The organism is Pararhizobium sp. DWP1-1-3, assembly GCF_049896125.1.
Classification (GTDB): Bacteria; Pseudomonadota; Alphaproteobacteria; order Rhizobiales; family Rhizobiaceae; genus Pararhizobium.
In genome coordinates, this window is the sequence record NZ_JAFCTR010000020.1 from 42,546 (window position 1) to 61,323 (window position 18,778).

Consider the following 18,778-nt stretch of genomic DNA (forward strand, 5'->3'; position numbering starts at 1 on the left):
GCAGAATTTTACTTAAACGCAGGGCAATCGCTGCATTTTATCTCGGTACCGACACGCTGGCGGAAATAGGAGGTTTTGGAGATATCGACGGTGTTCAAAGTGTTTTTAGAGAGCCCCGGTGCAAAGAGCAGTATTTCGTGTGGAACAACCAGCTCCGACCGGACGATGAAGGTGTTAACGGCTGAGATATCGCTTGGCATTATGACGGTCGAGCCGGCCTTGTAGGGGGCAGTGCCTGCTTGGTCATAGGACCAGTTCACGACGCCGACGCCTGGCGCCGTCATCTGGATGCCGGTCATCTTCAGCGTGTATGTTTTATCGTTTAACTCGAATGGTGACATGACGCTTTTGGCGACGGCTTTCATGCCGTCGAGACTGGCCTTATCGACACTTTGCATTTGTGTCAGCACGTCCGCCACCGTGCTTGAGGCGCGGGAGACTTTTCGGGAGACGTTGAAGCCGACCGAGATTTCGAAACAACCGATATAGGCCATGATCAGCAACGGGGCGATGATCGCGAATTCGATCGCACCCGTTCCCTTCCGGTCGCGCCAAAAAGCCCTGAAAGCCTCCAGCTTCCAGGAGAGCAATGCTCTATGATAACCCATGGCCTTCATAGCCTGCTCCTCAGTAGCTTTCTGTGCGGAAGGCGGCCGTTGCCACCATCAGGTAGTCTTTCGGCATGCTGCTCCCAGCCGGGCGCAAATTGGTAATGTAGGGGCGTACAAGGTCGGTGATGACTTCCCAGCGATAGTAGGCGCGCACTATGGTGATCGTCGTCGGCCCACCTGGGTTGAACTGGAAGCTGTCTGTATCAAGATCGCCATTTTTTCGTGGGAGAGTGCTTGGAATTTTGGAGAAATCCGCGAAGCTCCGCACGTCGATAAACAGTTTCGACGGTGTTTTGGCTTCGGTTGCAGAGCAGGTCATGAGAACGGAAATCTCGGCGCAAAAAGCTCGGCGAAAGTCTTCCTGGGTCATCGACGAGGTGATCTGGCCGGTTCGCACCTTGCGAGCCATCGTTTCCGTGGCGTTGGCGAGAAGTTGCTCTCCCGTGAATGCCGCAAACGTTTCAAGAGAGGCGAAAACGATGACCATGAAAGGCAAAGCGAGAAGCGCGAATTCAATCGCCGATGTTCCGGATTTGTCTTTGAACAGACGCCGCAACAGGCCCCGATTGCGTTTACTGTGCGCAGGCCCGTCAATCTGACCGGCCGTGACGTCTTCATCATGGTTGTTGAACATTTCGCCATTCCGCAATGCGCCATACGATGAGGCACATTAGGAAGCGACTGTTGATATTTCGTATGCAAGGACGATGATAATTTGAATGGAAACACTTACCGGATGATAAGAATTGGTGGCCAGATCTTGCCTCCCATCCGAATTACATGCCGTCGTTTCCGCTACTCACAACTGGTCCGTTCGGTGACGCAGTCCCTCAGTTTGCAGTGGCTGTCTTTTGGGTTGCGTGCTCTTCGCAATTGGGGGTGCATGAAAGCACGGAGCGGACCGTCTGGCGGAAGACGCGTACGGTGTTTCCTTCATCGATCGAGACCAGAATGCGCTCGTCAACGATGGCATTTCCATCGGTATCGAGAATGACGAGGTTCGTGGTTCCGAAGGAACGCCCGGTCAGAACGATTGTTTTTGCATCGGCAACAGTGGCGTCGGCGACGTCGGAATTGCCGATGATCACCTTGCTTACGGGCCGGTCAAGCTTGAGCACCCGCGCCTGGTTCATGAAAACGTTGAGCATTTCGTCGGCAGCAACGGCCGGGCGCACCAATAACGAATGGGTAAAAACCAGAATTGCGAAGGCCGTTGTCAGCGACCGGGCGCCGATGGCTGTGTTTTGCAAATTCATGGCGGTTTCCTGATGATGCGATGCCCCAGCATCCACTGTTTTGGTGAATGAAGCGTTAAATCCGTGCCTTCCTTGGCGCTCCAAGGTCGTTCAGCGTGCACGTATCCGTCAGACATCGCGACTCCCGGACGGAAATAGCATTTTATACTTTGCGTTACCGTTGTTTTTACCATGAAATATGGTGTCAACCGTTAACATGTCGGTAACTCTTTTCTTTAAGCCAATTGAAATTCACCCTCTGTAGGGTTTGCTCATCCGATCAACGGAAACAGTTGGCGGAAGTGCTGAACAAACAAGTGAAGTAGGAGAGATACCATGACCAAGATTTTTGCACGTTTCATGAAGGATGAGTCCGGCGCTACCGCGATCGAATACGGCCTGATTGCCGCTCTCATCTCCGTTGCCCTGATCACCGGCGCCACGGCGCTCGGTACCCATCTTAATACGCAGTTCACGAATCTTTCGACGCACTTGGACGCTGCTGCCAAGTAGTAGTCAGGTACAGATCGCTCAATAATCTATGTCAGAAACCGCCTTCTCCAAAAGGCGGTTTCTTTGTCTTAGCCCACGCTTGGCGCCAATTCGATGACTGATATGTCTTTAAGTCGATCAATTAAGGTATTTGACGAAGCCTGCAATGTTGAAGGTTAGATCGTCAAAAAAATAGAAAACCGGATATGCGTACATGACCGTAGCCGCCATTTTTGTCATATTCCCGCTGTGCCTGGCGATCGCTGCGTTCTCCGATCTTTTTACGATGACCATCCCGAACCGCGTATCGGCCATTTTACTGGGTGCATTTATCCTGATAGCTCCTGCGGCTGGTTTCAGCTTATCGATCATTGGCCTACACCTTGCCATGGGCCTGATCGTCTTTGCTGGGTGTTTTACACTTTTCGCGCTGAACGTCATGGGTGGCGGTGATGCCAAACTGTTGACGGCCAGCGCCGTCTGGTTTGGATTTAACAGTTCATTGATTGAGTTTCTCATCTACGTGTCGTTCTTCGGCGGCGTCCTGACTATCCTGATCCTGATGCTGCGCAAGCAAGAAAACACCATTCTCGCTGCCGGTCTTCCGGTACCGCACCTTCTGTTCACAGCCAATAAAATTCCCTACGGCATTGCTATTGGGCTTGGCGGCTTCCTCGCCTATCCTTCCTCGCCGCTGATGATGGCCGCGCTCGCGCAGCTGCGTTAATCTCTTCGTACCATCCTGACGCTTTACTGTCCGTCTTGTGACACAAGAGGCGCGACCGACGTGCCTTTCTGGCGCAAATCATTTGTTAACCACGAATGTAAGTGGTCCGTTAACTATAATTACACCAATTCCTGATCAATCTGCAGCGGGCATATTCTGGGCCGCAGGGAAAGATCATGAAACCGGTGCGCGTTATTATTCTGGCAGTGGCTGTCGCATCGGCGGGACTGGCCGGGTTCCTGGCACTCAAGCTGACCAGCGGCAAGACCGTGATCAGCACAGCCCAGCCGGTGATCGAGCGTGAACCGACCGTCAACGTTTTGGTCGCCAGCAAGAGCTTGCCGGTGGGATCGAGGCTCAGTCCTGATGCCGTGCACTGGATCTCCTGGCCCAAGGATGGTGTCGTCGAGGGCCTGATCACCGAAGAACTCCGTCCGAATGCCGTCGCCGATCTCCAGGGTGTCGTCGTTCGCCTGCCCATTTTCAACGGTGAACCGCTGCGTCAGGAAAAAATCGCCGATTCGTCGAGCCGCATCATGTCGTCGCTATTGCCGGCCGGCAAGCGCGCTGTCGCCACCGAAATTACCGTTGCCACCGGCGCCGGCGGGTTCATCCTTCCGAACGACCGCGTTGACGTCATCATGGTTCGCAAGGACCAGGACAATTTCCTGACCGAAACCGTTCTCAGCAACGTCCGCGTACTCGCCATCGACCAGCAGGTCGAAGAAAAGGAAGACGGGTCCAAGTCGGTGGTTGGAACGACCGCCACACTCGAGCTGACGCCGGATCAGTCGAAGGTGATGACGGTTGCCCAGCAAATGGCCGAACGCCTGTCGCTGGTCCTGCGTAGCGTTGCCGACGCACAGGAGCCGGATACGATCGGGGCCGATTATCTGCTGAGCGGCGATGGGCGGCCGTCAATTCAGGTCATCAAGTCGGGCTCTATCGTCAAGAGCGATGACAGCTCATCCATGGGGCAAGCGAAATGATATGTGAGCGGGAGCGGAACGTGAAGCGGATCGACAACAAGTTTCGGAGCTCTGTCGCCGGCGGACTGGTCTTTTGCCTGGCTTTTTCGGGTTTGCCGGCCGGGGTCTTTGTCGCCGAAGCCGCGTCACAGTCGCTGGTGCGCATCGTCGATAGCGGACCGGGCGTCAAGAAAACCATCAAGCTGGGACTTAACAAGGCCGTGGTTATCGATCTGCCGAGGGACGCGCACGATATCCTTGTTGCCGATCCGGCGCTTGCGGATGCCGTTACACGAACCTCCCGCCGGATCTACCTGTTCGGAAAAGCGGTTGGCCAGACCAATATCTTCGTGTTCGGACCGGGCGGCGAGGAAATCGTCAGCCTCGATCTGGAGATCGAGCGCGATATTTCCGGCCTCGAAGCCAATCTCAGGCGTTTTCTACCCGATTCCGATATCAAAGTTGAAATCATCTCGGACAACATCGTTCTGACGGGTACCGTTCGTACACCCTTGGACTCCACCCGTGTCGAGGAACTCGCCAGCGCCTTTATCAAGGGCGGTGAGGCCACCACGCGCAATATTACCGCACAAGGCAATAACGGCGACGCGGACATCTTTGCCGAGCGCCGTCAGGTTTCGCAGATCGTCAATCTTCTCCGGATCGACGGTGAGGACCAGGTGATGCTCAAGGTGACGGTGGCCGAGGTCTCGCGCCAGGTGCTCAAGCAGCTTGGCTTTAGCGGCTCGATCAAAAGCTCGACCAGCGGTAACGGTATCACCTTCCGCAATCCGGCAAACCTCGGCAATGCAGTCAATGCTTTCGCCTCCCAGATCAGTGGCGCCATCGGTTCGGGTTCGATGGGCTTCGCCAGCTATTTCAACGCCATGGAGCAGGCCGGCGTGATGCGCACGCTGGCGGAGCCCAGCCTAACGGCGATTTCCGGCAAGAAGGCCAGCTTCTCCGTCGGCGGCGAGTATCGTCTGCCATCCGAGCAGGAAATCGACGAAAAGGGTGTGTTGAAGAGAACCGTGGAAACCGTCGAGTATGGCATCGGGCTGGATTTCACGCCGGTTGTGCTCGGGCCAGGCCGTATCAGCCTGGAAATCGCGACGGAGGTTTCCGAGCCCACATTCGAGGGATCGGTCGTCAACGGCAACGCAGTCAATGTCCCCGGCCAGACCTATATGTCGATCCGCCGCCGCAAGGCCTCGACCAGCGTTGAGCTTCCGTCCGGCGGCTCTATCGTGATCGGCGGTCTGGTACAGGACGATATCCGCCAGGCGATGTCCGGTCTTCCCGGCGCCTCGAAAATTCCGATTTTCGGTACGCTGTTCCGCTCGAAAGATTTCATTCGCAACGAGACCGAATTGGTCATCATCGCGACGCCTTACCTGGTTCAGCCGGTAGCGCGCGGCGACCTGTCGCGTCCGGATGACAATTTCAATCCGACCGACGATCTGTCCAGCGCATTTCTCGGCGAAGTCAATCGCATCTACGGCACCCGTCAGGCCGCCCCCACCGGGCAGTATCACGGCAATGTCGGCTTCATTTACAAGTAGGCGGGAGCGGACATGACAACGACGATCATCCTGAACCGCGATATGAAAAGGCACACGATCATGCGGCCAAACACGTTTGCAGGCCCGATCCGATTTGCGCGCCTGCTGGCGTTTGGCGCCTTGCTGGTCGCGGGTACGAGTCTTGCCGGCTGCGCCAACCGGGACGGCATGTCCACGGGTGCCTTGCCTGACGATTACCGGACGCGCCACCCGATCGTGATCGCCGAATCCGAACACGCAATCGATGTACCGGTGGGGTCCAGCGACAGGCGACTGACGAAGGGCGCGCGTGACGTCATCCGCGGTTTCGCGCAGAGCTATACCAATTCCGCCACCGGCACGGTTCAGATTCTGCTGCCGCGCGGGTCCGCCAACGCCCAGGCCGCGTCTTCACTGCGCAAGGACATCCGTGGTGTTCTGGTCGGAGCCGGAATACCGGCGAGCCGGTTGGTCGAGGTCAGTTATCAGGCCGATCCCTATGGCGACGCAGCGCCCGTGCGGCTAAGCTATACGGCAATCACTGCCAAGACCGGCCCTTGCGGCAACTGGCCAAAGGATCTCGTTTCCAACACGATCCAGAACAAGAATTACGAAAATTTCGGCTGCTCCAGCCAGGCTAACCTTGCAGCACAGATCTCCAATCCGTTGGATCTGCTCGGGCCTCGCGCGATGTCGCCGATCGATGCCGTCCAGCGCGGCAAGGTGATCAGCGACTACCGCGGAATAGACTCTGGTGGCGATCCCGATAGCACCACATTCAACTTCAACTGACACATCCGGGCGGTTTGAAGGGATAACACCATGAGCACGATTGACTACAAGATAGAGACACCAACCAGCGATCGTGACGGTATTTCCGATGCCGTTCGCCCAAGCGAAGTCGATCATTTGCGGCCGCTTCCGCGGATCTCCGTGCATGCCTTCTGCGAAACGGAAGCCTTACAGCGGGTAATGGAGCGGTGCGGCCAAGACCGGCGAATGAGCAAGGTGACCTTCAGGGTCAACAGCGGCTCGATCGCCGCTGCCGCCAACATGTTCTCTACAACACCGACGCCCAATCTGATCATCATTGAAACGGCAACGGAACCACGTTCGCTGATGCAGGAACTGGCGCCGCTGGCCGCCGTCTGCGATCCCAGCACCAAAGTCATCATCATCGGCCGTTACAACGATATCCCGCTCTATCGCGACCTGATCCGCAACGGCATCTCCGAATATATGGTGGCTCCGGTCGCCATGTCCGACGTGCTTGGCGCCATCGCCACGATCTTCGTCGATCCGGAGGCCGAACCGCTTGGACGCAGCATCGCCTTCATCGGTGCCAAGGGGGGCGTCGGCTCTTCGACGCTGGCCCATAACTGCGCCTGGGGCATCTCCAACCTGTTTTCAACCGAAGTGGTGCTGGCCGATCTCGACCTGCCTTATGGCACCGCCAACATCAATTTCGACCAAGACCCGCCGCAGGGCATATCCGAGGCGGTTTTTTCCCCGGAACGTCTCGACGAGGTTTTCCTTGATCGGCTTTTGACGAAATGCTCCGAGCATCTTTCGTTGCTGGCCGCGCCATCGATGCTCGATCGGCCCTATGACTTCGACGCAACGGCCTTCCAGCCGCTGATGGAAATCCTGTTGCGCAATGCCCCGGTTTCCGTGCTCGATGTGCCGCATCAATGGTCTGACTGGACCCGTACGGTGCTGGCGGAGGCGGACGAGGTCGTGATCACAGCCGTGCCCGATCTGGCCAACCTGCGCAATGCCAAGAACCTGTTTGATTCGCTGAAGAATATCCGGCCGAACGACAAGATGCCGCATCTGGTGCTCAATCAGGTCGGGTTGCCGAAACGGCCTGAAATCTCACCCAGCGATTTCTGCGATTCTCTGGGGGTCGAGCCCGTCGCCATCATTCCATTCGACGTCGTTCTTTTTGGAAATGCGGCAAATAGCGGCCGGATGATCGCGGAGATCGACAAAAAGGCGCCGACGGCCGAGACCTTCTCGCAACTGGCCCATCTCCTGACCGGTCGGGCAACAGACAAGAAGGCAAAGAGCGGCGGCCTCGGCAAAATTCTTGGGATGCTTGGCCGCAAGTAACTGACAGTCAAACGAAAACCGGATTGAGCGCATGTTTGGTAAACGAGGAAACGACGGCTTCGGAAAGGGCGGGTCTATCAGCTCCGCCATGCACCCGCCCACGTCCGTGGCGGTTGCCGAACGCCCGAGCGCGCCGGTCCTTGCCGAACCGGTTCGCGAAACGATTCCTGTAACCCGGGCGCAACCCGCTCCTCCGCCGGTTCGCAAGAAGGCTGCCCGTACCGAGGATTATTACGATACCAAGTCCCAGGTATTTTCTGCGTTGATCGATACGATTGACCTTTCGCAGCTCGCCAAGCTCGACAACGAGAGCGCGCGCGAGGAAATTCGCGATATCGTCAATGACATCATCACGATCAAGAATTTCGCAATGTCGATCTCCGAGCAGGAAGAGCTGCTCGAGGATATCTGCAACGACGTTCTCGGCTACGGTCCGCTGGAACCGCTTCTGGCACGCGACGACATCGCCGATATCATGGTCAACGGCGCGGGCCAGACCTTCATCGAAGTGAACGGCAAGACGATTGAATCCGAAGTGCGGTTTCGCGACAATGCCCAGCTGCTGTCGATCTGCCAGCGTATCGTCTCGCAGGTCGGCCGCCGCGTCGATGAATCCTCGCCTATCTGCGACGCCCGTCTCCCCGACGGCTCCCGTGTCAACGTCATCGCACCGCCGCTCGCCATCGATGGCACGGCACTGACCATTCGTAAGTTCAAGAAGGACAAGCTGAAGCTCGACCAGTTGGTCAAGTTCGGCGCCATCACGCCGGAAGGTGCTGTCCTTCTCCAGATCATCGGCCGGGTGCGTTGCAACATCGTCATCTCCGGCGGCACCGGATCCGGCAAGACGACACTCCTCAACTGCCTGACCGGGTACATAGATGCCGAAGAACGCGTCATCACCTGCGAGGACACGGCCGAGCTTCAACTGCAGCAGCCGCATGTGGTTCGTCTTGAAACCCGCCCGCCAAACATTGAAGGTGAGGGCGAGATCACCATGCGCGATCTCATCAAGAACTGCCTGCGTATGCGGCCTGAACGCATCATCGTCGGCGAAGTCCGTGGACCGGAAGTGTTCGACCTGTTGCAGGCAATGAACACCGGTCACGACGGGTCGATGGGAACCATCCACGCCAACACGCCGCGCGAATGCCTGAGCCGAATGGAATCGATGATCGCCATGGGCGGCTTTACGCTTCCGGCAAAGACCGTACGCGAAATCATCGCCGGTTCGATCGACGTCATCATCCAGGCCGCCCGTCTGCGCGATGGTTCGCGTCGCATCACCCACATCACCGAGGTGATCGGTATGGAAGGCGACGTTATCATCACCCAAGACCTGATGCGTTACGAACTGGAAGGCGAAGATGCCAACGGCAAGATCATCGGCCGGCACAAATCGACGGGTATTGGCCGGCCGCATTTTTGGGATCGCGCCCGCTACTTCAACGAAGACAAACGGCTGGCCGCGACGCTTGATGCGATGGAAAAGGACTGAGGGTCTTCATGTTCGGAATAGACATCACCATTCTGGCGATCGTTGCTCTCGTCGCGCTTTCGACGGCTGGGCTGGCCTATGGAATTCTGTTCACGCGTATCGAAACTGAAAAGAAAGCCGAAAGCCGCGTCCGCAAGGTCAAATCCGCCGAGGCCGACAGGGTCCAGGTCAAGGCTGCGCGCGACCGCATGAATGAGATGTCCAAACGGCGGAAATCGGTCCAGGATTCGCTGAAGGATCTCGAGAAGAAGCAGCAGGAAAAGTCTGCCAAGGCGAAGCCGAGTATGAAGGTCAGGCTAAGTCAGGCCGGCCTCAATATCTCGATCTCGCAGTTTTACATCGCCAGTGTGGTCTTCGGCTGCGTAGCCAGCTTCCTCGCGCTGATTGCCGGGATGCAGCTGCCGGTGATCGCCGGAATTTTTCTGGTCGGCAGTACCGGCATTCCGCGCTGGTTTATCAATTTCATGGTCAAGCGGCGCGCCAAAGCGTTTCTGAATGAGTTTCCGAATGCACTCGACATCATGGTGCGCTCGATCAAATCGGGCCTGCCGCTGAATGATGCCATCCGGCTGATTGCCAGCGATGGCATGGAGCCGGTCAAGACGGAGTTCAAGCGCATCATCGAGGCACAGCAGATCGGCCTGAATATTCCGGAAGCATGCGCGCGCATGATCAACACCATCCCGCTGCCGGAGGTTAATTTCTTCGCCATTGTCATCGCCATCCAGGCGCAGGCCGGCGGCAATCTTTCCGAGGCACTCGGCAACCTTTCCAAGGTGCTGCGTGAACGCAAGAAGATGAAGGCCAAGGTTCAGGCGTTGTCCATGGAGGCAAAAGCTTCGGCCTGCATCATCGGTGCACTGCCGTTCATCGTTGCGTTTCTGGTTTACACGACCTCGCCGGACTACATGATGATCCTGTTCACGGACCCGCGCGGCCACCTCATCATGGCCTGTTCGGCGGTGTGGATGTCCATCGGGATCTGGGTCATGCGCAATATGATCAACTTCGACATCTAGGAAAGGGTCCGGCATGAACGAGGGCATGATCAGTACCCTGACAAATCCGAACGTTATCGTTGCCTTCCTGGTGGCGGTGGCGGTGCTGGCGACCTTCTATTCACTGGCCGCCCCCTTCCTGGAGCGCGGCAATCTGGAAAAGCGGATGAAGTCCGTTGCCACGGAGCGGGATGTGATCCGGGCACGCGAGCGTGTCCGTCTGAACGCTGAGATCAGCGGCGGCAAGGCATCGTTGCGGAGCCAGAACAATACCTCGGCCCGCCAGCTTGTCGAGCGGTTGAACCTGCGCAAGGCCCTTGTCGATGATAAAACGGTCAATCGCCTGAAATCGGCTGGCTATCGTTCCCAAAACGCGCTCAACATGTTTCTGGTCGCTCGTTTTTGCTTGCCGTTCCTCTTTCTTGCTGTCGGCGCCTTCTACATCTTCTTTCTGGGTTATCTTGCTGAAAAGCCGTTTATGATGAGGGTTCTGGCGGTTATCGGCAGTGCTTATCTCGGCTTTTATGCGCCCAACATTTTCATCTCCAATGCCGTAACCAAGCGGCAGGTTTCGATCCGCAGGGCATGGCCGAACGCGCTCGACCTGCTGTTGATCTGCGTGGAATCGGGTGTTTCGATGGAACTCGCGATGCGGCGCGTGGCCGACGAAATCGCTGAACAGTCGGCGCCGCTCGCGGAAGAATTGGTTCTGACCACCGCAGAACTGTCGTTTCTGCCAGATCGGCGCGTTGCTCTGGAAAATCTCGGCACCCGGACGGGGCTCGACGATGTGAAATCGGTGATGCAAGCTCTGATCCAGGCCGACCGTTATGGTACGCCCGTCGCGCAGGCCCTGCGTGTGCTGGCCCAGGAAAGCCGCGACCAGCGCATGAACGAGGCGGAAAAGAAGGCTGCGGCTTTGCCGCCGAAGCTCACTGTGCCGATGATCCTGTTCTTTCTGCCGGTTCTGATCGCCGTCATCCTCGGCCCGGCTGGCATCCAGGTCTCCGACAAATTCTGATCAGGGTTTCGACAGGATTACAAAGCACGACAGGAATTGCGCATGCGCATCTTCCGCGTGGTCATTCTGCATCGATTGCGTTGCTGAAGCCGGTTCGGCTGAGTGGAGCACGTCAGCATTTCGCGTTATGAACGCGTGGCCGGTGGGATGCCGGGTACAACGCTATCGCGTTGATACGGCAGCTTGTTTCTGCCGAAAGGTAGCCAGCCTGCTCTCAGTTCGTGCCCTTGTCATCCTTGGCCAGTTTCTGCCAGGCGTTTTGCTGCGACATGATCGAGCGCAGATATTTGACATTGGCTTCGGCCTGATCCGGCGAAAGCTCTTGGCGAGCTATCTGTTCGGCCTCGGCAAACCGTCCCTGCAAGCCGACGGCAAGCGCCAGGTTCTGCCGGACGCTGCTGTCGGCGCCAGGCTGGCTGACGGCTGATTTCAGGTAGGTTTCCGCCGTCTTCAAATCCTTGTTCAGCAGATAGGACATGCCGAGATTGGACAACACCGTCGGTTCGTTCGGCTGGATATCGAGGGCCTCGCGGTACCGCTGGCGTGCTTCGCCGGCGCGGCCGAGTTGATCGAGGATCGCGCCTTCGGCTGATTTCAGTTTCCAATCCGGGCGGTCAGGCGTCTGGGCACGGGTAATCGTGTTCAGAGCCTGCTCCAGCTGGCCTGCTGCGGCTTGCGATTTTCCATAGGCGGCAAGAACCTCGCGGTCGGTTGGGAAATTGATCGCCACCTGCTGCATCACGGCCAGTGCCTGCTCGTTTCGGCCGGTCATGCGCAGCATGTTGGCATAGTTCAGGCCGGCCGCGCGATCTTTCGGATTGCGCTCATAGGCCTTGCCGATGCTTTCCGCTGCGGCTGCAAGCTCGGTTGCGTTCATCGACTGGACGGGTTTGGAAAAACTGGCGGAGGGGATAGAGCCTGTCGTCAGCTCCTTCTTCTGCGTGCCGCAACTGGCCAGCGTCACCGCGAGGAGCACCATTGCGGTTCCCCGCAGGAGCCGGTTACTCGAAAAAGACGTCTGTCCGTATGAATTCATCGCCAATGCCCCTCAGCATTTTCTCAAGCACCGGAAAAATCCCCAACTATCGGCGCAATCTTCACTCCAGCAATAATCTGTTAACCCTAACAGAGCGTTAATCGGGTGATTCTGCACCATTCCTTCCGAAGGATTTTCATGGCCTCCTATCAATTCATCGACCGTCCATCGCCGTTCAATACCAGCGGAGGCAAAACCCTGCCGATTTTCGCGGTAACGCCGGCCCATATCGATATCGGCGCCATAGATCCGATCGCGCTCGACTGGGCCCGTAAGGCTGGCTTCAAGGCCGAGCCCGGCGCGGTCCTGCTGATCCCCTCGGAGGACGGTCATCTCGGCGGCACGCTGTTCGGGCTCGGCGCCAATCCCTCGGAAGCACCGTTCCTGACGGGTAAGCTGGCACGCACGTTGCCGGCCGGAAAATGGCATATCGAGACTGCACCGCTGACGGCAAACCGGTTAGCGTTGGGTTACGGCCTCGGCTCCTACAGTTTCGACCGCTATAAGGCGGCGGTCAAGGAAGCTCCAACCCTGATGATCCCGGCCGATGCCGATGCCGCCGATATCAAACGGCAGCTCGCAGGCGTGTTTCTCGCCCGCGACCTGATCAACACGCCGACCAACGACATGGGGCCAAATGCGCTGGAAGACGTGTTCCGGGCGTTGGGAGACCACTACAAGGCCAAGGTCTCCGTCGTCTCCGGCGACGATCTGCTCAAGAAGAATTTCCCGCTGATCCATACGGTCGGCCGTGCCAGCGCCGAGGCGCCGCGCCTGCTTGAACTGCGCTGGGGCAAGAAGGGTCACCGCAAGGTGACGTTGGTCGGCAAAGGGGTGTGCTTCGATACCGGCGGACTTGATATCAAGCCTGCCGCTTCCATGCTGTTGATGAAGAAGGATATGGGCGGGGCGGCCAATGTCATGGGGCTCGCCCTGATGATCATGGACGCGAAGCTGAAGGTCGATTTGCGCGTGCTGGTGCCAGTCGTCGAGAATTCGATCTCCGCCAATGCTTTCCGCCCAGGCGACATCTACCGCAGCCGCAAGGGCCTGACAGTCCAGATCGACAACACCGATGCCGAGGGACGGTTGATTCTTGCGGATGCGCTGGCCTATGCGGACGAAGAAGAGACCGATCTGTTGATCGACATGGCGACACTGACGGGCGCTGCCCGGGTCGCGCTTGGTCCCGATCTGCCGCCCTTCTACACCGACGACGAAGATCTGGCTCATGACCTGACGGAATCGAGCCTGACGGTCGATGATCCGATGTGGCGCATGCCGCTCTACAAGGGCTACGAGAAGGATATCTCGGCCCGCATCGCCGACCTTACCAACGCGCCCTCGGGCGGCATGGCGGGATCGATCACCGCAGCCTTGTTCCTCAAGCGCTTCGTGACGAATGCCAAGAGCTGGGCCCATTTCGATATTTTCGGCTGGGCACCGGCTGAGCGCCCGCATTCGCCCCTTGGCGGCGAGGCGCAGGCCATCCGTGCGCTGTATCATTTGATTGCCAACGGCAAGAAATGATCTTCAGCCACTGCTTGATATGAGCATGGCCCCGTCCGTCCGGACAAGGGGCCATGCTTCAATCAATCTATCCGAAACCGGACAGCCTATTCGTTGATCAGCCGCTTCAACAACTCGATCTCATGCGACAGCTTGGTATCGCCGGTGATCAGGTCTTCGATCTTGCGGACCGCGTGCAACACGGTGGTGTGATCGCGCCCGCCAAAACGGCGGCCGATTTCCGGGAAAGAGCGGGGCGTCAGGGTCTTTGCCAGATACATGGCAATCTGGCGCGGCTTGACGATGACACGGGTGCGGCGGTTGGACACCAGTTCCTGGCGCGACACGTTGTAGTGCTTGGCAACGACACGCTGGATGTCCTCGATGCGGACCCGGCGCGGCTCGCCGGCATTGACCAGATGGCCGAGCAGCTCATCGACGCGCTCGATCGACAGCGTCGGCTCAAACGAGAGCCGGAAGAGCAGCTGGTTGAAGGCGCCTTCGAGTTCACGGCCGCTGGCCGTGATGTTGCGTGCGACGTGGCTGAGGATGTTGGCGGGAATGTCGAGCGACGCATCGTCCAGGCGGACGACCTCAAGGCGGCGCTTGAGGATTTCGAGACGCATCTCGTAATCCGGGCCTTCCATCTCGATGGCGACGCCGCCCTGCAGGCGTGAGCGAACGCGTGGATCAAGCGATTCCAGCTCCCAAGGCGCGCGGTCCGCAGCAACGACGACCTGCTTGGCGCTGTCGAGCAGCATGTTGAGAAGGTGACAGAATTCGTGCTGGATCGACTTGCCCTGCAGAAACTGCATGTCGTCGATGACCAGAAGATCGATGTTGCGCAGAGTTTCCTTCAAGGACAGCGCATCATTGTCGCGAATGGCTGTTGCAAAACGCCACATGAAATATTCCGCCGTCAGGTAGACGACGCGGGGTGCGCGCGCACTCTGGATCGCTGCAGTCGCGATCGCCTGCAAAAGGTGGGTCTTGCCGAGGCCGACCGTCGAATGAATGAACAGCGGGTTGAAGCGCACGGCGCCGGCACCGGCTTCAGCGATCGTCTTGGCGGCTGCAAGGGCAACGCGGTTCGAGGAACCTTCGACGAAGCTCTCGAATGTATAGCGTGAATCCAGTGGCGAACCGAACAAGGGGCCTGCAACCGGCTGCATTTTCTGAAGATTGCCGACCGTGTTTGCCGCGTGATGGGCAAGCGACTGCGGCGCAGAACGGCGCGACGATGCGGGCGTGGCCGTATCGCTTTGGTTTGCCTGCACTACATCCTCTTGAAGACCGGGCCGTGCGCTGCGCGTTGCACTGCGCACGACAATCTCCACCTTCAGGATCTCGGCATCTTCCTGCTGGAAGATATTGGTGATCTGGTCGAGGTAACGGTTGTTGATCCAGGATTTCAGGAAGGTCGTCGGAACAGAAAGCCGCACGACACTCTTGGAAACGGATTGGAGCTTCAGCCGGCCAAACCAGCTGGCAAAAACATCAGGACCGACCTGGGCCTTCAAACGCGCACTGACCCGCTCGAAAAGTGCGCTCTGCATCACGTCGCCCTTTTCTCCCGTCATCCCGTCAGACTGTTTTACCGAAAGCTGACGTGCATTCTCCCCATTTTCAAATACGATCGCCGCCGTCACCGAATTACCAAGCATATTGCCGCCTTCCAATATCATTCCGCGACGCCGACATTGCTGCCGGCGTCAGCCTTTATGTCTGTCTCGTGCGGCCCTTTTCAAAGGCATGCCGCCCAATTCAAACGCTCTCCGCACCGTAAGAGGAATCCTCATCCTCCTCTCGTGGTCCGGTTTCGTGCAAAATCCATTTGGCATGGCCAAACGCATGTCCCACTTGCACATTTCATTCCAGGGTCCGGTCAGGCCTCGTATCCTTTCCGGGTCCGTCCATTTCTGAACCGCCGTCCCGACCCTCGTTAAAGAAGGGCAGGCCAGTTTGTCGATAATGCGTCCTCATCCGCATATCGCCGGCCGTCGACGCAACAGGCAGCAAAAGCCGCTATGTGCATCGTCCGGCGTATCAAGCAGCCTCGATCATTCACAACCAGAAGTCACGGAGTGTCATTCCGGGCAAGCATATTGCACAGCTGAAACCGCTCTGTTCTGATTGATGGAACGTTGTGGAACCACCCCGTTACAAAAGGTTTAAGTGAAATTATGCCGCCTGTTGAAAGGCTGCCTTTTCATCTTTTCCACAGGTATGTCCCGCGCCTTCTGTGGAGGCATTTAGGCAGGATCGTGGCGCAAGATCAATCGCGATTTTTAACACTTGGGAAGGCTCGGGCGTTGACTCTCATAGCGTGTCCTGCATGGACCCTAGCCCGGCAGAAGAGAATCGCTTTTGAATCAAGGGCTTTGAATTTCGAACCGGAACTTAGCTGGCGAAAAACAAAAAAAATAAAAAATATCTTGACTCGTTTGGAGCCTCAAAAGGCCCGGCCAAGACGCGGGTGAGTCTGAGGCTCCTCCCGCAACCGTTTGTTTTTATTTAAAAATTTCTGTCATTGCGATGACACAATAACTTGCACAAGGATTAACCATCGCTGTGCTGGAAGTGCGAATCTGAAAAGCCCGGTCATGGACCGGGCTAAATCATTGACGATATTTTAATAAGCCGGCTTAAGCCGAAAGCGACTTTACGCGGCTCGCGAGACGCGAAACCTTGCGCGATGCCGTATTGGCATGCAGCACGCCCTTGGTAGCGGCGCGCATCAGTTCCGGCTGGGCTGCCTTGAGGGCTGCCTGGGCAAGAACCTGGTCGCCGGAAGCGATGGCTTCTTCAACCTTGCGGATGAAGCCGCGAACGCGCGAACGGCGGGACTTGTTGACTTCCGTGCGGCGGGCGATCTTGCGGGTCGCTTTTTTCGCCGAAGTTGTATTGGCCATTTGGTGTCTCTCTTCGAAATCTGACAAAAACTCTCTACCGCCGTGCCGGGTCACTGCGACCTGTCGTCCAAGCAAGTAGGGAGCAATATCGGAAAACCTTGGAGCGGCTTTCCAAACTGTGGGCGGCATATAGCCTTAAACACTGCCTGCGTCAACGCGCTATTTTCGAAAACGCGGCTAGAGGGACTCCCCGGCCGGGTCCGCTATTTCTGGCATTTCGGGCAATAGAAGGTCGATCGGCCGGCTTGAACGACACGGGCGACGGTTCCGCCGCAGCCCGGTGTCCGGCAGGGCTCGCCTTCGCGATCGTAGACGGAGAACGAATGCTGGAAATAGCCCAGCGTCCCGTCCGTCTGGATATGGTCGCGCAACGACGACCCGCCGGCAGCAATGGCATCGGCAATGACGGCCCGGATCGCCTCGGTCAGCAGCACCAGCGTCGCCTTTGGCTTTCCTTTGCGGTCCACCAGCGTTCCCGCAGCCCGCAGCGGCGACAGGCCGGATCGCCAGAGTGCCTCGCAGACATAGATATTGCCAAGGCCGGCAATGTTCTTCTGGTCGAGCAGCGCCGACTTCAACGGCTGCGCCTTGCCGGCAAAACGCGTGGCCAGATAGGCGGCATCGAGCACGTTGCCGGTCGGCTCTTCGCCAAGCTCGCGGAAAAAGGCGTGGTTGCCCAGCACGTCGCGCCGGGCAAGGTCCATGAAACCGAACCGGCGCGGATCGTTGTAGATGACGCGGGCAGGGCCTTTTGCTCCCTCCAGATGAAAAACGACGTGATCGTGCTTTTCGCTTTTGCCGCGGGGTGTGTGAAAATCTCCGGGTGTCGCGGATGCCAGGCCGTCTTCCACCCGAAAGGACCCGGACATGCCCAGATGGGCGATGATCACGTCGCCGCCCTCCAGGTCGATCAAAAGGTATTTTGCCCGCCGCCCCAGCGAGACGATGCGCCGTCCCGAGACCAGCGTTGCGAAGTCGGCCGGAAAGGGGAAGCGGAGGTCCGGACGGCGCAACTCGGCCCGCACCAGCAGCGCGCCTTCCATTGCGGGTGTCAAACCTCGCCTGACCGTTTCCACCTCGGGAAGTTCCGGCATTTCTATCTCCTCACCATGCGCCAACCGACCGGGTCATTTGGCAATTCCATTCGCAGCGTACATATCCTATAGCAAGCCAGTTCTGCAGCAGGTCGGCTTTAACCCCGGGCGCGAATGCCGCAGGCCGCGATCTGCCGCAGAGATAGCGTGGATGAAACGAATTCGCTATGCTTGGCACAACAGCGATTGAATGGAGTAGGCCTTGATGACTGGTGAGCGCACCTCTGCCGATGGCGGCATGGAAACCTCCTACGGGTTTCGCCAGGTTGGCCAGGGCGAGAAACAGGCGCTCGTCAACGACGTCTTCCACAAGGTTGCCAAGCGCTACGATATCATGAACGACGTCATGTCCATGGGGCTGCACCGCGCCTGGAAGGATGCAATGATCGCCGCGCTCAATCCGCGCCGGTCCGAGGATTACAAGGTTCTCGACGTTGCCGGCGGCACCGGCGACATCGCGTTCCGGATTGTCGAGGCATCGGACCGCAAGGCGCATGCGACCGTGCTCGATATCAACGGTTCGATGCTCGGCGTCGGTGCCGAGCGCGCCGAAAAAAAGGGCCTGTCGCCCAATCTCACCTTCGTCGAGGCCAATGCGGAGGAACTGCCGTTCGAGGCCAATTCCTTCGACGCCTACACGATCGCCTTTGGCATCCGCAACGTGCCGCGCATCGATGTGGCGCTGTCGGAAGCCTACCGCGTCCTGAAGCGCGGCGGACGGCTGCTGGTGCTGGAGTTTTCCGAAGTCGAGATGCCGTTGCTGGACAAAGTCTACGATGCGTGGTCGTTCAACGCGATCCCGAAATTCGGCCAGATGGTCACCGGCGAGGCCGAGCCCTACCAGTATCTGGTGGAATCGATCCGCAAATTCCCCAACCAACGCGATTTCGCCGCCATGATCACCAAGGCCGGCTTCTCGCGTGTCATCTACACCAATTACACCGCCGGCATTGCCGCGCTGCATTCCGGCTGGAAGATCTGACGCATGATAGCCATTCTCGTGAAGCGTTCTGAGGGGCTGCCC

The 18,778-nt window shown here is 57.9% G+C and carries 18 protein-coding genes; 11 read left to right on the plus strand and 7 right to left on the minus strand.

The genetic code is table 11. From position 1 onward, the window contains the following. Positions 1-8: 8 nt before the first annotated feature. The 3 genes from ACP7BS_RS27005 to ACP7BS_RS27015 form a co-directional block, all read right to left on the minus strand. A complete protein-coding gene (locus tag ACP7BS_RS27005; protein ID WP_426231183.1) occupies positions 9-608 on the minus strand; it encodes a TadE/TadG family type IV pilus assembly protein in 600 nt (199 codons plus the stop codon). Positions 609-627: 19 nt separating this feature from the next. Further along, on the minus strand, positions 628-1,245 hold the full coding sequence (locus ACP7BS_RS27010) for a TadE/TadG family type IV pilus assembly protein (RefSeq protein WP_426240553.1): 618 nt from the start codon (positions 1,243-1,245) through the stop codon (positions 628-630). 196 nt (positions 1,246-1,441) lie between these two features. Next, on the minus strand, positions 1,442-1,867 hold the full coding sequence (locus tag ACP7BS_RS27015; protein WP_426231006.1) for a pilus assembly protein N-terminal domain-containing protein: 426 nt from the start codon (positions 1,865-1,867) through the stop codon (positions 1,442-1,444). 315 nt (positions 1,868-2,182) lie between these two features. Here ACP7BS_RS27015 and ACP7BS_RS27020 point away from each other — a divergent pair, with 315 nt between their 5' ends. The 9 genes from ACP7BS_RS27020 (at position 2,183) to ACP7BS_RS27060 (ending at position 11,203) form a co-directional block, all read left to right on the plus strand. Further along, entirely contained in the window at positions 2,183-2,359 is a 177-nt protein-coding gene (locus ACP7BS_RS27020) for a Flp family type IVb pilin (RefSeq protein ID WP_426240554.1), read from the plus strand. Between the two features lie 193 nt (positions 2,360-2,552). Next, complete coding sequence (locus ACP7BS_RS27025) at positions 2,553-3,065, plus strand: A24 family peptidase (RefSeq protein WP_426240555.1); 513 nt, start codon at positions 2,553-2,555, stop codon at positions 3,063-3,065. Between the two features lie 176 nt (positions 3,066-3,241). Further along, positions 3,242-4,054 (plus strand): Flp pilus assembly protein CpaB, encoded by an 813-nt coding sequence (gene cpaB, locus ACP7BS_RS27030; protein WP_426231009.1) that lies wholly within the window; start codon positions 3,242-3,244, stop codon positions 4,052-4,054. A gap of 20 nt (positions 4,055-4,074) precedes the next feature. Continuing rightward, positions 4,075-5,595, plus strand: coding sequence for a type II and III secretion system protein family protein (locus ACP7BS_RS27035; RefSeq protein WP_426240556.1), 1,521 nt, complete (start codon positions 4,075-4,077; stop codon positions 5,593-5,595). Between the two features lie 12 nt (positions 5,596-5,607). Then, positions 5,608-6,366, plus strand: coding sequence for a CpaD family pilus assembly protein (locus tag ACP7BS_RS27040; RefSeq protein ID WP_426240557.1), 759 nt, complete (start codon positions 5,608-5,610; stop codon positions 6,364-6,366). A 30-nt stretch (positions 6,367-6,396) separates the two neighbouring features. Continuing rightward, positions 6,397-7,686, plus strand: a complete 1,290-nt coding sequence (locus ACP7BS_RS27045; RefSeq protein ID WP_426240558.1) for an AAA family ATPase — start codon at positions 6,397-6,399, stop codon at positions 7,684-7,686. 31 nt (positions 7,687-7,717) lie between these two features. Beyond that, a complete protein-coding gene (locus ACP7BS_RS27050) occupies positions 7,718-9,184 on the plus strand; it encodes a CpaF family protein (protein WP_426240559.1) in 1,467 nt (488 codons plus the stop codon). 8 nt (positions 9,185-9,192) lie between these two features. Next, a complete protein-coding gene (locus tag ACP7BS_RS27055; protein WP_426240560.1) occupies positions 9,193-10,203 on the plus strand; it encodes a type II secretion system F family protein in 1,011 nt (336 codons plus the stop codon). Between the two features lie 13 nt (positions 10,204-10,216). Further along, positions 10,217-11,203: a type II secretion system F family protein gene (locus tag ACP7BS_RS27060; RefSeq protein ID WP_426231015.1), complete on the plus strand. Its 987-nt coding sequence runs from the start codon at positions 10,217-10,219 to the stop codon at positions 11,201-11,203. A gap of 214 nt (positions 11,204-11,417) precedes the next feature. Here ACP7BS_RS27060 and ACP7BS_RS27065 read toward each other — a convergent pair whose 3' ends face one another. Beyond that, entirely contained in the window at positions 11,418-12,182 is a 765-nt protein-coding gene (locus ACP7BS_RS27065; RefSeq protein ID WP_426240561.1) for a tetratricopeptide repeat protein, read from the minus strand. 195 nt (positions 12,183-12,377) lie between these two features. Between ACP7BS_RS27065 and ACP7BS_RS27070 the strand changes: the two genes are divergently transcribed. After that, complete coding sequence (locus ACP7BS_RS27070; RefSeq protein ID WP_426240562.1) at positions 12,378-13,769, plus strand: leucyl aminopeptidase family protein; 1,392 nt, start codon at positions 12,378-12,380, stop codon at positions 13,767-13,769. Positions 13,770-13,855: 86 nt separating this feature from the next. On the opposite strand, the gene dnaA is transcribed toward ACP7BS_RS27070, so the two are convergent. The 3 genes from dnaA to mutM form a co-directional block, all read right to left on the minus strand. Then, on the minus strand, positions 13,856-15,307 hold the full coding sequence (dnaA, locus tag ACP7BS_RS27075; RefSeq protein WP_426231184.1) for a chromosomal replication initiator protein DnaA: 1,452 nt from the start codon (positions 15,305-15,307) through the stop codon (positions 13,856-13,858). Between the two features lie 1,086 nt (positions 15,308-16,393). Next, positions 16,394-16,660 (minus strand): 30S ribosomal protein S20, encoded by a 267-nt coding sequence (rpsT, locus tag ACP7BS_RS27080; RefSeq protein WP_068951970.1) that lies wholly within the window; start codon positions 16,658-16,660, stop codon positions 16,394-16,396. A 203-nt stretch (positions 16,661-16,863) separates the two neighbouring features. Further along, a complete protein-coding gene (gene mutM / locus ACP7BS_RS27085; protein WP_426240563.1) occupies positions 16,864-17,754 on the minus strand; it encodes a bifunctional DNA-formamidopyrimidine glycosylase/DNA-(apurinic or apyrimidinic site) lyase in 891 nt (296 codons plus the stop codon). Between the two features lie 205 nt (positions 17,755-17,959). On the opposite strand from mutM, the gene ubiE reads away from it, so the two are divergent. Continuing rightward, entirely contained in the window at positions 17,960-18,736 is a 777-nt protein-coding gene (gene ubiE / locus ACP7BS_RS27090) for a bifunctional demethylmenaquinone methyltransferase/2-methoxy-6-polyprenyl-1,4-benzoquinol methylase UbiE (RefSeq protein ID WP_426240591.1), read from the plus strand. Positions 18,737-18,778: the final 42 nt, after the last annotated feature.

Bases quoted from the DNA above. Each gene is read 5' to 3' on its own strand.
- ACP7BS_RS27050 (WP_426240559.1), top strand. From the start codon at position 7,718: ATGTTTGGTAAACGAGGAAACGACGGCTTCGGAAAGGGCGGGTCTATC.
- ACP7BS_RS27020 (WP_426240554.1), top strand. From the start codon at position 2,183: ATGACCAAGATTTTTGCACGTTTCATGAAGGATGAGTCCGGCGCTACC.
- cpaB (WP_426231009.1), top strand. From the start codon at position 3,242: ATGAAACCGGTGCGCGTTATTATTCTGGCAGTGGCTGTCGCATCGGCG.
- ACP7BS_RS27065 (WP_426240561.1), bottom strand. From the start codon at position 12,182: ATGGTGCTCCTCGCGGTGACGCTGGCCAGTTGCGGCACGCAGAAGAAG.
- rpsT (WP_068951970.1), bottom strand. From the start codon at position 16,660: ATGGCCAATACAACTTCGGCGAAAAAAGCGACCCGCAAGATCGCCCGC.
- ACP7BS_RS27010 (WP_426240553.1), bottom strand. From the start codon at position 1,245: ATGTTCAACAACCATGATGAAGACGTCACGGCCGGTCAGATTGACGGG.
- ACP7BS_RS27015 (WP_426231006.1), bottom strand. From the start codon at position 1,867: ATGAATTTGCAAAACACAGCCATCGGCGCCCGGTCGCTGACAACGGCC.
- ACP7BS_RS27005 (WP_426231183.1), bottom strand. From the start codon at position 608: ATGGGTTATCATAGAGCATTGCTCTCCTGGAAGCTGGAGGCTTTCAGG.
- ubiE (WP_426240591.1), top strand. From the start codon at position 17,960: ATGACTGGTGAGCGCACCTCTGCCGATGGCGGCATGGAAACCTCCTAC.
- ACP7BS_RS27055 (WP_426240560.1), top strand. From the start codon at position 9,193: ATGTTCGGAATAGACATCACCATTCTGGCGATCGTTGCTCTCGTCGCG.
- ACP7BS_RS27045 (WP_426240558.1), top strand. From the start codon at position 6,397: ATGAGCACGATTGACTACAAGATAGAGACACCAACCAGCGATCGTGAC.
- ACP7BS_RS27040 (WP_426240557.1), top strand. From the start codon at position 5,608: ATGACAACGACGATCATCCTGAACCGCGATATGAAAAGGCACACGATC.
- ACP7BS_RS27070 (WP_426240562.1), top strand. From the start codon at position 12,378: ATGGCCTCCTATCAATTCATCGACCGTCCATCGCCGTTCAATACCAGC.
- ACP7BS_RS27060 (WP_426231015.1), top strand. From the start codon at position 10,217: ATGAACGAGGGCATGATCAGTACCCTGACAAATCCGAACGTTATCGTT.
- ACP7BS_RS27025 (WP_426240555.1), top strand. From the start codon at position 2,553: ATGACCGTAGCCGCCATTTTTGTCATATTCCCGCTGTGCCTGGCGATC.
- mutM (WP_426240563.1), bottom strand. From the start codon at position 17,754: ATGCCGGAACTTCCCGAGGTGGAAACGGTCAGGCGAGGTTTGACACCC.